This window comes from Eubacteriales bacterium mix99, from assembly GCA_038396605.1.
Lineage (GTDB): Bacteria > Bacillota > Clostridia > Caldicoprobacterales > DTU083 > UBA4874.
Genome location: CP121690.1, coordinates 385952 through 400665, shown reverse-complemented (window position 1 = coordinate 400665; position 14714 = coordinate 385952). Strand labels below are relative to the sequence as shown.

Sequence of the window (14714 nt, the reverse complement as noted above, 5' to 3'; positions counted from 1 at the left end):
TTATCATAATAATTACGATATATTTATGAAAACGAAACTGTAATATCATGAAAGGATCGTTTTCACGAAATTTCTTGCATATCTCAAATACAGATGTTAAGATAGAGATAATTCCGAAAACGTTTTCGAAAAATCAGTTGTCGGACACATATTGAAAAGGCATGAACCTGTGTATGCAAGAAAGGAGAGTATTGGTTATGAAACGCGGCATGAAAGGAAAAAGAATCCTTGCAGCGGCATCGGCAGCATTTCTGGCAGCAACCTAATGTTCGCCATGACAAAAATTCCGAAATCATAAAATTAAAATATGGAACAGAAGAGTGAATATATGAAGACAGTAAAAAAACAGACGCGGTTTGGCCGCGGTGCAGGTGTATTACTACCGGTGGCAAGTCTGCCCTCGCGCTTTGGCATTGGCACGTTTGGCAGGGAAGCCTATCGGTTTGTGGATTTTCTTAAGGCGTCCGGTCAGCGCTACTGGCAGGTGCTGCCGCTGGGCCCCACCAGTTATGGCGACAGCCCATACCAAAGTTTCTCTGCTTTTGCGGGCAACCCCTATTTTATTGATCTGGAAACGCTGGTGGGGGAAGGACTGCTTACCCGGGAGGAAGTCTGCACGCCGGACTGGGGCAGCAACCCTGCCGATGTGGATTACGCCAAAATCTATCAGAGTCGCTTCACGGTGCTGCAAAAGGCGTTTTCCCGCAGCCGGCATTGTCCGACGGAGGAATATCGGAAATTCTGCAGCCGGAACCAGGACTGGCTGGAGGACTATGGCTTATACATGGCGGTCAAGATGCATTTTGATGCTCACGAGTGGCTGAAATGGCCACAGGACATCCGCACCGGCGAATCAGTGGCGGTGGATCACTACCGGAACGTCCTGCAGGACGATATCGATTTCTGGAAGTTCTGCCAGTTTCAGTTTTACAGGCAATGGGGTAAGTTGAAATCTTATGCAAATGATCACGGGATTCAGATCATTGGTGATATTCCGATTTACGTGTCGCTGGACAGTGCAGACGTCTGGAGGCATCCGGATTTGTTCCAGCTCGATGAAAATCGCCGTCCCATCGCGGTTTCCGGTGTGCCGCCGGATTATTTCAGCCCTACAGGTCAATTGTGGAGCAACCCGCTTTATAACTGGAATGAGATGGAAAATGACGGATTTACATGGTGGAAAAACCGTATGGCTTTTTCTGCAAAGGTGTATGATGTCGTACGGATTGATCACTTTATCGGTATTGCCCGTTATTATGCCATTCCTTATGGCGATCTCACAGCGGAAAAAGGGGAATGGCGCCAGGGACCCGGCGAGGCTTTGGTCTGTGCCATTCATTCGGTGATGGGGAATTCCAGAATCATTGTGGAAGACCTGGGCTGTGTGGTGCCGGAGGTGGAAAGGCTCCGGGATGCGGCAGGGTATCCGGGAATGAAGGTGTTGGAATTTGCGTTTGACAGCGGAAACGGCAATACAAATCTGCCCTGTCATTATGTACAGAACTGTGTAGCCTACGGTGGAACCCATGACAACGAGACACTGGTCGGCTTTTTTCAGCATCAGCCCTCTGCGGTTCTCCGCTTTGCAAAGGATTATCTGAATGTGAAAAGGAAAGAAGACCTGCCGGAAGCCTGTATTCGTGCCGTTTATGCAAGCACGGCGGATACGGTTGTGCTGCAGATGCAGGACTGGCTTGGCCTGGGAAATGAGGCGCGCACCAACTGTCCGTCCACCGTCGGGACCAACTGGCGCTGGCGCCTGCTGCCGGGGCAGCTCACGGAGACGCTCAGCGCAGGAATGCATGATTTGTGCAGGCTGTATGCGCGCCTGCCGGAGGAAACGATGGCACAAAGGAGGACACGCGTATGCAGTCATTTCAACAAGCAATTGTAAGGAAATTAAAGGAAGAATGTCATACCACGCTGGACAAAGCTACTACCAGACAGCTTTACAATGCAGTGTCCAAAGCAGCTCTGGATACCTGCCTGGACACCTGGGAGAAGCCGGTAACAGGCAAGATTGCCTGCTACTTTTCTGCAGAATTCCTGGTGGGCCGGCTGATTCACAGCAATCTGCTCAACCTGGATCTGCTGGAGGAAACGGAAAGTCTGCTGAAGGAAGCAGGAATCCATCCCAATGTTTTTGAGGATGTGGAGGACGATGCTTTGGGAAACGGCGGCCTGGGCCGGCTGGCAGCTTGTTTTTTGGACAGTGCAGCCACACAGGGGATTCCGCTGATGGGCTTTGGCATCCGTTACCGATATGGTCTGTTCCGGCAGCGTTTTGTGAACGGCTGTCAGCAGGAGGAACCTGATGACTGGCTGGCATGGGGGGATCCATGGAGCATCCGTCGTGAGGAGGAAAAAGTCCGGGTTGATTTCGGAGATCAAAGCGTCTGGGCGGTTCCGTATGATATGCCGGTGATCGGCTATGGTGGCAAAATGGTGAATACCCTGCGTTTGTGGCAGGCGGAAGCCATTGTGCCGTTTGACTTCAAACTGTTCAACGAACAGAAATACAGTGAATCGGTACGTCAGAAGAGTGAAGCGGAGGCGATTTCTGCCGTGTTGTATCCCAATGACGATACCGAAGCAGGCAAGCGCCTGCGCCTAAAGCAGCAGTATTTCTTTTCCAGTGCTTCCCTGCAGACGATATTTGCAGCGTGTACAAAGAAGGACGGCACGGATTATCGCAGATTTGCGGATGCCTATGCCATTCAGCTGAACGATACCCATCCGACGGTTTCCATTCCCGAGCTGCTGCGCCTGCTGATGACAAAAGGGCACATAGAGTTTGAGCCTGCGTTTCAGATTGTACGGAACACTTTTGCCTACACCAATCATACCATTATGGCAGAAGCATTGGAAAAGTGGAGTCTGCCGCTGTTTCAGTCTGTTCTGCCGGAAGTTTATCCGTATGTGGTGATGCTGCAGAACCGTCTTTCCAATGAGCTGGCAAACAAACATATCACGGATAGCGGCAAGTACAATCTGATTCAGGACGGCATGGTGCACATGGCCCGCATGGCGATTTACGCCACCCATTCCACCAACGGCGTTGCAAAAATCCATACGGAAATTATTAAGAAAAGTGCTCTGCCGGAATGGTACGCACTGTACCCGGAGCGGTTCAACAACAAAACCAACGGAGTAACCCAGCGCCGGTGGCTGGCATTGTGCAACCGGGAGCTGGCTTCCTTTCTGGATGAGCGTATCGGCAGGGACTGGATTACGGATTTTTCGCAGCTTTCCAGGCTGAGGCCCTATGCGGACGATCCGGACTCCCGAAAACGGTTCCGGAAGATCAAGCATGCAAAAAAAATGCAGCTTGCGGATTATATCCGCCGCAGGGACCACTTTGAACTGCATACCGATCATCTTTTTGACATTCAGATCAAGCGTCTGCATGAATACAAGCGTCAGCTGCTCAATGCTTTTTCCATTCTGGACATTTACTTTGGCCTAAAGGAGGGCCGCATACGGCAGTTTTATTCGACGACCTTTATTTTTGGCGCAAAGGCGGCACCGGGGTATTACCGTGCCCGGGGGATCATCCATTTTATCAATGAGGTGGCGGACCTGGTGAATCATGATGATGATGTCAATCGCAAAATGCAGGTGGTTTTCGTCAGCAACTATAATGTTTCCTATGCGGAAAAGCTGATCCCCGCCGCGGATATCAGTGAGCAGATTTCCACCGCCGGTACCGAGGCTTCCGGTACCGGCAACATGAAATTCATGATGAACGGTGCGCTGACCCTGGGTACCTATGACGGTGCAAATATTGAAATTGTACAGAACGCAGGCATGGAGAACAACTACATCTTCGGCGCACGGGTGGAGGATCTGGAAAAGATCAGCGACTCCTACGATCCGGAAAAGCTGTATGAGAGGGAGCCGCGCATCCGGCGTGTGATGGACACGCTGGTGGACGGCACTTTTAACGATGGCGGTTATGGCTGGTTTGAGGAGCTGTATCAATCCATCTTGAAGGGTGCAAGCTGGCATAAGCCGGATCCTTATTATCTGCTGCTGGATTTTCTGCCGTACTGTGACGCACGCCTGCGGGCAAACAGGGACTATGGGGATCCGGATGCGTTTGCGAAAAAATGCCTGCTGAACATTGCTGCCGCCGGGCCGTTTACCAGCGACCGCACCGTAAGGCAATATGCCGGGGAAATCTGGCATATTTGATGCCTGCTATTTATTTTCACTAAATTTTCGGATTGTATTGACAAAAAGGCCATCTCATACTATGATAATACTGTAATGAATATTAAACATATATGAAAAGGTTAAATTGAAAAGGAGGGCAATACAATGGCAAAGGTATTTCAGAATGTGACAGATTTGATAGGGAGGACTCCTTTGCTGGAGCTTAAAAATTATGAAAAAAAGCATGGACTGAAGTCTGGTATCATCGGGAAGCTGGAGTACTTCAACCCGGCAGGGAGCGTAAAGGACCGGGTTGCAATGGCAATGATCGATGACGCGGAAGAAAAGGGGGAGTTGACTCCGGATTCCGTGCTCATTGAACCGACCAGCGGCAATACCGGCATTGGTCTTGCTTCCGTTGCGGCGGCGCGGGGATACCGGATTATCATTACCATGCCGGATACGATGAGCGTGGAGAGGAGGAAGCTGCTGAAAGCCTACGGCGCAGAACTTGTCCTGACAGAAGGGGCAAAGGGAATGAAAGGCGCCATTGAAAAGGCCAATGAACTCGCCGGGGAGATCCCGAATTCCTTTATTCCCGGGCAGTTTGATAACCCGGCCAATCCTGCCATCCATAGGACCACCACCGGCCCGGAGATCTGGGAGGACACCGATGGAAAAGTGGATTTCTTTGTCGGCGGAATCGGGACCGGCGGCACCATTACAGGAGTCGGGGAGTTCCTGAAATCCAAAAATCCGGAGATTCAGGTAATTGCTGTCGAGCCGTCCAGTTCTCCGGTACTTTCGAAGGGAACGTCCGGCCCGCATAAAATCCAGGGAATCGGTGCAGGCTTTGTTCCGAAGGTCCTCAATACAAAGGTTTATGACGAGATCCTCCCGGTGTCCAATGAGGATGCGTTCGCAACCGGCAGGGAGATTTGCAAAACAGAGGGCCTGCTGGTAGGAATTTCATCCGGTGCAGCCCTTTGGGCGGGAACACAGATCGCCCTGCGGCCCGAAAACGAAGGGAAGAACATCGTCGTTCTGCTGCCGGATACCGGAGAGAGATATCTTTCCACACCGCTCTTTACTGACTGATACCGGAGAAGATGTTACCTATTCCATTTCACTTCAACGTTTGTAATCTTGTCTGACAGTGCTTTGCTTCCCAGCTGTTTCACAACAGCTGTTTCACAGCAAAAAACCACCCCGTTGAACCGGGTGGTTTTTTTGCTGCGGCACGGGCCGCTCTATTTTATTTCTATATGGTTGATATAATTCATATTATGCTGTTTCTCTTTTTATTCTTTTTCTGCTTCGCTTTGCTGTTCCTCATCTGCCAGGCATACAACCGCACTGATCAATCTTCGTTCCTTGATCTTGGTGATTTTGATCACCAGGCCGTATTCCTCCAGAGTCGGCGTACTCCCATCGGCAGGAATGGTTCCCAGAATGCCGAATACCAGGCCGCCGAACGTGTCATAATCCTCATCCGGCAGCTCCACACCGAGTTGTTCGGCTACGTCGTCCAGTTGTGCGGTACCCTGAATCCGCCAGGTTCTGGAATCCAGGCGCTCAATGGGAGGAGCTTCCCTCGGCACGGAGGCGTTGTCGTCCAGATCTCCCACCAATTGCTCCAGCAAGTCGTTCATCGTGACAATTCCGCTCATTCCTCCGTAATCATCCACGACGATGGCAAAATGCTCCCTGGATTTCTTCATATTACGGAACACCAGGTCCGCGTGGGCTGTCTCCGGGACAAAATAAGCATCCTTTACCGCACGCTTCATTACTTCCTTACGGGACTTGTCCTTCAGACGGAAGTAATCCTTTGTATTCAAAACTCCCACAATATTGTCCGGGCTTTCCGCACAGACAGGGTAGATGGAATGCTTGCTTTCATAAATCGTCCGTTCCCATTGCTCATCCGACTCTTCCGTCCATAGCAGCGATGCTTCCGTACGATGGGTCATGACTTCTTCCACAGAGATATCGTCAAATTCAAAGATATTCTGGATCATATCCTGCTCATCCGGCAGGATGGTACCCTTTTCCGCACCGGCATCCAGCATCAGGCAGATTTCCTCTTCCGGGTTCACCTCGTTCTCCGCCTGGGGATCGATCCCAAACAAACGCAGAATCCCGTTGGTCGATACGGTGAACAACCAGACAGCCGGTGTGAAGATTCTGGATACCACGTAAATCAGTCCGGACATTTTGAGGGAAATCTGCTCTGCCTTGTTCATGGCAAGCCGTTTGGGGACCAATTCCCCGAGCAGCACGGTAAAATACGTCAGAACAAGGGTGATGACCGCTACGGAAATCACATTGAGCACCGGTGCAGGGATATTGAGCCCGATACGGAGCAGCCACATTTCCAGCCGTTCGGAAAAGTTCCTGGAAGCGACGGCACTGCTGAGCAGGTTGACCAGCGTGATGCCGACCTGAATCGTCGACAGAAAGCGGGACGGCTGCTCCGTCAGACTGGCAAGCCTCATGGCCCGCTTATCCCCGGACTCGGCAAGCTTTGCAAGCTTGTTGTCGTTCATGCTGACCACGGCCAGTTCGGCGCAGGCAAAAATCGCATTGAAAAAGATAAAGATAAACTGAAGCAGAATCAACCATAATAAAGGATCATCTGACAAAAAATAACCTCCTAAGCTATTCTAATAGTATTATGCCATTTTGAAACCGCTGTATGTTGGAAAGCGATTTCCAATGCAAAAAATTCTGCAAATCCTATCATGGAATTATCCAGTTGAATATAAAAAATCATGGATCACCAAATAGATCTGTTTATTACAGTTTATCACAGTAAAAAAGCACACAACAACAAAAGCAACAGAACATTGCCTTTTTTTCCGTGTGCAGAACTTTTGTTGATTAAATTGATTAATCTGAGAAAAAAGTTAAATCTGCAACTTTGTCGTCCGGGGCCCGGTTCAGGGCCAGAAGAATCGTCCACTTACAAAACACCCACCTTTCCATAATAACAGTATAGCAAAACTTTTTATTCCTGTCAACTTGGTATTAACTCTTTTGGAATTGCTGCATAGTATGGTGTGTGATGAGATATCTTTTCTATTTAAGGAGGTTCAAACTATATGGCATACTATGATTATCCCAATTACCCGGGAAATCCAAACCCATGGTATGAAGGTTACCCCTGGTATGGAGGGTATGACAGCAACGATGCTTCCTATATGAGGGAAATGCCGATGCCGCCGATGCCGTGCCCGGGTCCCATCCCCCCAATGCCGTGTCCGGAGCCACCGATGCCGCAACCGTGCCCGGAGCCACCGATGTCGCAACCGTGTCCGGAGCCACCGATGCCGCAACCGTGCCCAAAGCCACCGATGCCGCAGCCGTGCCCAAAGCCACCGATGCCGCAACCGTGCCCAAAGCCACCGGCACCGAAGCCATGTCCGAAGCCATGTCCGAAGCCGCACGAGTGTCCTCAGCCCGATATGGACTACTATACCTATCCTTCGAACCTGGAAGATGCCTTACATTTGATTGAAGAGGCGGTAAAAGGGGAAAAGCACGACGTAATGTTCTACGAATGTCTTATGAAAATGGCTCCGGCCGAAGACAGGAAGATCATAAAAGGAATCATGGCAGATGAAAAGAAGCACGGACAGCTGCTGCGTACCATCTATTGTGAAATGACCGGTCATACTCTCCCTGCTGCTCCCCAAAAGGAGGTTAAGCCTCCAAAATCCTACTGCGATGGGATACAGGACGCTTTATATGATGAGTGGAAGGCAATGGAAAAATACCGCAAAATTCTGTACGCAATGCAGAGCAGAAGGCACATCAACATGCTGACGGAGATCATTACCGATGAGATGAAGCATGCAGATAAACTGACCTATCTGTATACCCGGAACGAATGCTGGGAGAAATGCGGTCCGAGGAAGTAAGAATTCATTTGCAGGGGAAGGGTTCGGGAAGATAACCTGCACACAGGAAAAGAGATTGTCCCTGTCTGACAGGCTCAGATGGGTGCAACCTCTTTTTTTAATTACTCCGTATCTTCGGATAGAAGTAATCAATGTATTTCTGATAGATATCCTGCAAATTCAGGCAGGTATCATTCCAATATCTTATGCAGCGCCCTTATGATTTCCCCGCAAAGCGGTTCGTTTGCCGTGTCCAGCATAAACCATTTTTCCTTTGCGGCATTCTTTTCATGACATCCTTTGCAAAGGAAAAAAATTCGTCCATTGACAATTCCCTTGCAATGGGGTAAAGTAGAAATGATTAAAGTTGAACTGGTTCAAGTTTGATTTCGTGAATGCAGATCCTGTTTAAATTTTGTTTCCGGGAGGTGTGGTATGTCAGTTACAATCCGGGACGTGGCCAAACGGGCACAGGTATCCCTTGGCACGGTGTCCAGGTATTTGAACGGATATTCCCTCCGGGAGCAGAATCGTATCCGGATTGGGGAAGCGATCCGGGAGCTGGGCTTTCAGGAGAACATCATTGCCAAGGGCCTGAAAAACAATCGTTCCATGACCATCGGTGTGGTGCTGTCCAGCCTGACGGATCTGTTTGCCACCTCTGTGATTACCGCGGCAGAGGATGTGCTGGCGGAAGCCAATTACAGCATCGTTGTATGCGATTTCCAGTCCGACCCGGATATTTTGGATCAAAAGCTCCGTTTTCTCAAATCCCGTTCCGTGGACGGTCTGATCCTCCTTCCGGGAAGCTGCGACCGATCGGGAGTTCTGCAGGAGTTTCAGGACGATGGCATACCGGTTGTGATGGTAAATGATGAGATGCCTTCCCTTTCCACGGATCTGGTGGCGGTTGACAACGCCAACGCCTCTTTCCGTGCTGTCGAATGGCTGATTCATCAGAACCACAGGGACATTGCCGTCATCAACGGTGATCCTGACACATCCACCGGCCGGGAGCGGTACAGGGGGTATCTGGAGGCGCTGCGGACCTATGGCATTGAACCCCGGGACCAATGGATCACCTGCGGGCATTTCTCCAACAGCGGCGGATATGAAGCGGCAAAGTCCCTTTTTTCCCTGGAACATCTGCCCACAGCCATATACATCACCAATTACTACATGACATTCGGGGCCGTTATCGCTGCCAATGAGCGGGAGCTCCGGATCCCGGACGATATTTCTGTCATTGGGTTTGACCATTTTGATCTGTCTGACGTGATTCATCCGCCCCTGACCGTAGTGGAGCAGCCAATGGACCGAATCGGCAAAGCGGCAGCCCGTATGGTAATCCGGCGCATCAAAGGGGATTCGGAAGGCTTTCCTGCCTGTATCCGCGTGCAGACCCGCATGTTGATCCGCGATTCCGTTAAAAAATATGAACCGGTTCAATCATTGACGTCTTCCGACAGGCACCAGCCGTGAAACATCGGGAGATCAGAGCAATCCTAAATATTTTCATATCTACGTGAAAACATAATAAAAGGAGGAGTATCTCATGGCAAACGTAACAGATCTGAAGGTTTCGTCACCTGTCAACCGTTATCAGGAAGATCTCCCCAAAATCGGCATCCGTCCGATTATTGACGGGAGAAGAAAAGGCATCCGGGAATCCCTGGAGAATCAGACCATGGACATGGCCAGGAAGACAGCAAAATTATTAAGTGACAATCTGCGCCATCCCAATGGCTTCCCGGTGGAATGTGTGATTGCGGATACCTGCATCGGCGGAGTAAAAGAAGCTGCTCAGACGGCGGAGAAGTTCAAACGGGAAGGCGTCGGCGTTTCCATCAGCGTAACGCCATGTTGGTGCTATGGTTCCGAGACCATGGATATGGATCCGCTGATGCCCAGGGCAGTATGGGGATTCAACGGAACCGAACGGCCCGGTGCGGTTTACCTGGCTGCTGTGCTGGCGGCTCATGCCCAGAAAGGGCTTCCCGCTTTCGGCATCTACGGCAGGGACGTACAGGATATCGACGATCCCACCATTCCGGAAGATGTCCGGCGGAAACTGCTGCGGTTTGCAAAAGCCGGACTGGCCGCTGCTACATTACGAAACAAGTCCTATCTTGCAATGGGCAGCACCGCCATGGGGATCGCCGGTTCCATGGTCAATCATGACTTCTTTGAAAATTATCTGGGAATGCGGGTGGAGCAGATCGACATGTCCGAGTTTCGCCGGCGCCTGGACCTGAATATCCTTGATCCGGAGGAGTTCCGGCATGCCCTCGCATGGGTAAAGGAGAAATGCAGGGAAGGAAGTGACGTGAACCGGATCAAAAAGAGCCGGCAGGAAATGGATCAGGACTGGGAAACCGTTGTGAAGATGACAATGATTGCCCGGGATCTGATGATCGGAAATCCCAGACTGGCGGAGATGGGCTATGCGGAAGAGGCCATGGGGCACAATGCCATCGCCGCAGGGTTTCAGGGGCAGAGACAGTGGACGGACTATATGCCCAATGGCGACTTTATGGAAGCCATGCTGAATTCTTCCTTTGACTGGAACGGCATCCGGGAGCCTTATATTGTGGCAACGGAGAATGACAGCCTGAACGGCGCCGCCATGCTGCTGGGTCATCTGCTGTCCGGAACAGGGCAGCTGTTTTCCGATGTCCGCACCTATTGGAGCCCGGAAGCGGTAAAACGTGTCACCGGCAGGGAACTGACCGGTTATGCTGCAAACGGCATGATTCACCTGCTCAACTCCGGAGCCTGCACACTGGATGCTACCGGGGAACAGCAGATCGACGGCAAACCGGGGATGAAACCCTTCTGGGACATCACACCGGCAGAAGCCGGAAAATGTCTGGATGCCACCGAATGGCGCCCGGCCAATACGGATTATTTCCGCGGGGGCGGGTATTCCTCGGACTTCCTGTCCAGAGGTGGGATGCCTCTCACCATGTCCCGCATCAATCTGGTCAAAGGCCTGGGTCCGGTCCTTCAGATTGCAGAAGGTTACTCCTGCAGTGTCCCTCCGGAAGTCCACGACAAGCTGGATCTTCGCACGGATCCCACCTGGCCTACCACCTGGTTTGCACCGATCCTGACCGGCAAAGGCCCCTTCCGGGATGTGTACTCCGTCATGAACAACTGGGGAGCGAACCACGGCGCCATCAGTTATGGGCATATCGGCGGGGATTTGATCACACTGGCTTCGATCCTCCGGATTCCCGTTGCCATGCATAATGTTCCGGAAGACCGGATTTTCCGGCCTGCCTCCTGGGGTGCCTTTGGAGCCATGGATCCGCAGGGAGCCGATTATCGTGCCTGTTCCGCTTACGGACCGCTTTACGGCAGGGTATGAGAGAAATCTGTCTGTCCTCCCCCGGGCATTTGATAAATCGGAAAAGATGAACAGGGAGTTGCTGTTGTAATAACCCATTTAACATGGAAATATGATAAACTATATAGGAGAAGGGAGAGTGACAGGGAGCAGGGAAAGCCGTCTGCTCCCTTTCTTCCATACAGAATAGGAGAGTGAATCATATGGAGTATGGCTTGCAGCTTTACAGTGTCCGTGACGTAACGGAAAAGAATCTGGATGACGCACTTCGCCAGGTTGCGGGGATAGGTTACAAATGGGTGGAATTTGCCGGCTTCTTTGGCCATTCTGCGAAGGAAGTGGCGGATATGCTCGGGAAATACGGGCTGAAGACTTCCGGAACGCATTCGGACTGGAGAGATCTGGTCAGGGATTTTGACGGCACCGTTGCCTATCACAAGGCAATTGGAGACAGGAATTTTATCGTTCCGGGGACGGATCTCTGGACCCGCAACAAACTCAATGAGTTCATTCATTATGCCGGAGAGCTTCAGCCGAAGCTGGCAGATGAAGGCATGACTTTTGGCTTTCACAATCATTTCAGGGAGTTTACCAGGACAGAAGAGGGATATATTCCGTATTTTGAACTTGCGGAAAAGACAGATATCAGGCTGGAGCTGGATACCTACTGGGCATTCGTTGCCGGTCAGGATCCCATTCAGCTGATGGAACAGTATAAGGGTCGCCTCCACTTCATACATATCAAGGACGGCGATTCGGAAGGGCACGGCAAACCTCTTGGCATGGGTACCGCACCTGTGGCAGAGGTCTATCGGAAAGCCTGCGGGCTTCATGTCCCGATGATTGTCGAGAGTGAAACGCTCACTCCCAGTGGGATGGAGGAAGCGAGGATTTGCTTTGACTGTCTGAAGAAGATGGAAAAGGAGATGAACCAATAAGAGGAATCGGGCGATAGATCGATTGGGCGATAGAGCAAAGTAGGGAAGAGCAATTGATTGCATGAAAGAGGGGACACCAATCTATGCGGTGCTCCCTCTTTCACGTCCATTTTTTAGGTATTCCCCGATATGGATTTCATAGGAACCTTGCGAACAATGTTAATACTTCTTGTAGTCTATTCGTAGATCTGACTCAATTCTTCCTGTCCGATACTATCCTTTTTTCATTGATTGAGGTATAAAGTGATATATCTCAAGTTTGACAGTAAAAAAGAGAAAAAGGAGCCGTAAGCCTTAGGTATGAGCAAGGTTGCGGCTTTTATCATATGAGAAGAAGTTGTAGTGAAAATTATCTTTTTTTGCTTGTCCTAAACTTTTTTTAATTTCGGATCGGGTAAGTCTCTTCTTTGTAAAATCGAAGCCCATTGCCTTACCGATTGCATCCGTTACATCTGACCTGTAATCAAAAAGATAGATATTTTGGGATTCAGGTGAGCAGGTAATGTTCTTCAGGGCATTGATGATAGCTTCGGGGGAGTACGCGCCACCAAGACGTTTTTGGATCAGTCTGAGGATTACCAGCGATATATAACAAATGAGGAAGTGCGCATGAATCCTGTCTTTACGGGAAACGTACACAGGCCGCGTTTCAAGATCACTTTTTGTAACACGGAAATTATCCTCAATTCGCCAGAGCCCGCGGTACATATCGATGATCCTGTCATCAGAGAATGTGTCGGATCCATCTTCATCGAACAGGTTTGTCACGATGCAGTAATAACCGTCATACTTTTCATCTTCCCTGAATTTCTCCATGTCGATACATGGCCGGCCTTTGGGAGCTTTTTTGATTTCACCTGTTTTCTTATCCACCTTGATATTCTTAACATATCTGAGAGCCCCATAGGACGTGGCCCTTGTGTATGCAGACGGTGTTGAGGCCATACACTGGGCCTTTTTGAGCACAGCTTCCCGTTTCGCTTTGGAGCGGTCCGCATACTTCTTGTTATAGAAAACGATTTGCCGCTGATCCACAAGTACCTTCTTTTTATATGTTCTTCCGCCTTCCTTTAACATATCGACTTCTATCTCCCGCCTGATTACCCGGGACTTGCGCTTGTACTGATCACTGAACTGCTTGTAACCGGATTGATTATTAACATAATCCTTGAATTCTTTGCTTCCTCCCCGGATCGTCTGGCTGAATACGTAGGAGCATTTGCCGCTTTCCAGGTAATAGATGTTGTTCCCGGTATTTTGGGCCGCATCAGCCACTGCGACAACTCTGCCGGATTCATAGGCTCGTACAAGCTCTCCAATCATAGGCCTCAGGTGCAGCTTTTCCGAATTGTTACCAGGGAACAATTCGTAAGAAATCGGAATGCCATCCGCATCCATGGCAAGGCCCAGCTGTACAATGGGATCGGGCCGGTGTTCCTTGGAAGGACCTTTTGCCCTCAGTTCGTCTTCCATATCAATCTCAAAGTAGTAATTCGTCGCATCATAATATACCAGGCTGGTGTCCCGGCTGTATTGCTCTGTAATCCGCTTATGGATTTGAAGCTGTATGGCAGAATCGATCCCTGCATAAAAGCTCAGTGACCGGTATATGTCAATAAGGGAGAAATCATCTTTCTTCTCGAAATCAAAATAGGTGCTCCGATGCTCAAAGGTGCGTTTCTTTGATGCAGGTTCAAGAATCCGCGATATGACAAGCAGTTTCAATATGGTGCTTGTGTTGTAGTCGAAATTCCTGCCTCTCTGCCTGTTGAGAAGGAGCCGGTCCAATCCCAGCTCATAGTAGATCTTTAGAATGGCAATATATCCAAAATTTTTACGGCCGGCTGTATTTTCAGGGAGAACAGTGTCCTTACGTTCTTTTACGATATATTCCGCATCGTTTAAAGCCTTTTCTTTGTTCTTCTCCTCTACATAGGCCTTAAAGTGGGCAATGGGATCATCGTAAACTTTTTGAAGATCATCCAGATACCCGAAGGACTCGACAGTAGTACTGCCTGGATATTTCTTTCCTTTTTTCCGATAGCTTTGCGCCATGCTTAAGTATGTACGTCCAGTTTTTTTGTTTGTTACAGTTTTTAGATACATGACAAAACCTCTCCAAACGGTGTAATATATATCTATTATACCATATATCTCTACGATTGTCTACTATTATTTATCATAATTTTGGTTTAAAAAAAGCCCTGTAGCCTATCGGCTGCAAGGGGTTCAGGAATCGTTGTTCTGTTTTCTACTGTCAAAGAAGCGTTGCGAACAATGTTAATACTTCTTGTAGTCTATTCGTAGATCTGACTCAATTCTTCCTGTCCGATACTATCCTTTTTTCATTGATTGAGGTATAAAGTGATA

At 49.7% G+C, this 14714-nt stretch carries 10 protein-coding genes; 7 read left to right on the top strand and 3 right to left on the bottom strand.

Annotation, left to right across the window (positions count from 1 at the left end; translation table 11 throughout):
• Window positions 1–328: 328 nt before the first annotated feature.
• The 3 genes from malQ to cysK all read left to right on the top strand — a co-directional run bounded on the left by malQ (window position 329) and on the right by cysK (window position 5253).
• The gene (malQ, locus tag QBE55_01650) at window positions 329–1894 is read left to right on the top strand and encodes a 4-alpha-glucanotransferase (protein ID WZL78902.1); all 1566 of its coding nucleotides are present in this window, start codon (window positions 329–331) and stop codon (window positions 1892–1894) included.
• Window positions 1867–4194, top strand: a complete 2328-nt coding sequence (locus tag QBE55_01645) for a glycogen/starch/alpha-glucan phosphorylase (protein WZL78901.1) — start codon at window positions 1867–1869, stop codon at window positions 4192–4194. The genes malQ and QBE55_01645 overlap by 28 nt, the downstream gene beginning before the upstream one ends.
• Before the next feature lie 126 nt (window positions 4195–4320).
• Window positions 4321–5253 carry a cysteine synthase A gene (gene cysK / locus QBE55_01640; protein ID WZL78900.1) on the top strand — a complete coding sequence of 311 codons (933 nt, stop codon included), beginning with the start codon at window positions 4321–4323 and terminating at the stop codon, window positions 5251–5253.
• A 203-nt stretch (window positions 5254–5456) separates the two neighbouring features.
• Here the strand turns inward: cysK and QBE55_01635 are convergent, their stop codons facing one another.
• A complete protein-coding gene (locus QBE55_01635; GenBank protein WZL78899.1) occupies window positions 5457–6800 on the bottom strand; it encodes a hemolysin family protein in 1344 nt (447 codons plus the stop codon).
• A gap of 436 nt (window positions 6801–7236) precedes the next feature.
• Window positions 7237–7590 carry a hypothetical protein gene (locus tag QBE55_01630; protein ID WZL78898.1) on the bottom strand — a complete coding sequence of 118 codons (354 nt, stop codon included), beginning with the start codon at window positions 7588–7590 and terminating at the stop codon, window positions 7237–7239.
• A 32-nt stretch (window positions 7591–7622) separates the two neighbouring features.
• On the opposite strand from QBE55_01630, the gene QBE55_01625 reads away from it, so the two are divergent.
• From QBE55_01625 to QBE55_01610, 4 genes are all read left to right on the top strand, one after another.
• Window positions 7623–8078, top strand: a complete 456-nt coding sequence (locus QBE55_01625) for a ferritin-like domain-containing protein (protein WZL78897.1) — start codon at window positions 7623–7625, stop codon at window positions 8076–8078.
• 414 nt (window positions 8079–8492) lie between these two features.
• Window positions 8493–9539, top strand: a complete 1047-nt coding sequence (locus tag QBE55_01620; protein ID WZL78896.1) for a LacI family DNA-binding transcriptional regulator — start codon at window positions 8493–8495, stop codon at window positions 9537–9539.
• 73 nt (window positions 9540–9612) lie between these two features.
• The gene (locus QBE55_01615; GenBank protein WZL78895.1) at window positions 9613–11427 is read left to right on the top strand and encodes an L-fucose isomerase; all 1815 of its coding nucleotides are present in this window, start codon (window positions 9613–9615) and stop codon (window positions 11425–11427) included.
• Between the two features lie 182 nt (window positions 11428–11609).
• A complete protein-coding gene (locus QBE55_01610; GenBank protein ID WZL78894.1) occupies window positions 11610–12344 on the top strand; it encodes a sugar phosphate isomerase/epimerase in 735 nt (244 codons plus the stop codon).
• A 294-nt stretch (window positions 12345–12638) separates the two neighbouring features.
• Here QBE55_01610 and QBE55_01605 read toward each other — a convergent pair whose 3' ends face one another.
• Complete coding sequence (locus QBE55_01605) at window positions 12639–14450, bottom strand: IS1634 family transposase (protein WZL78893.1); 1812 nt, start codon at window positions 14448–14450, stop codon at window positions 12639–12641.
• Window positions 14451–14714 lie beyond the last annotated feature (264 nt).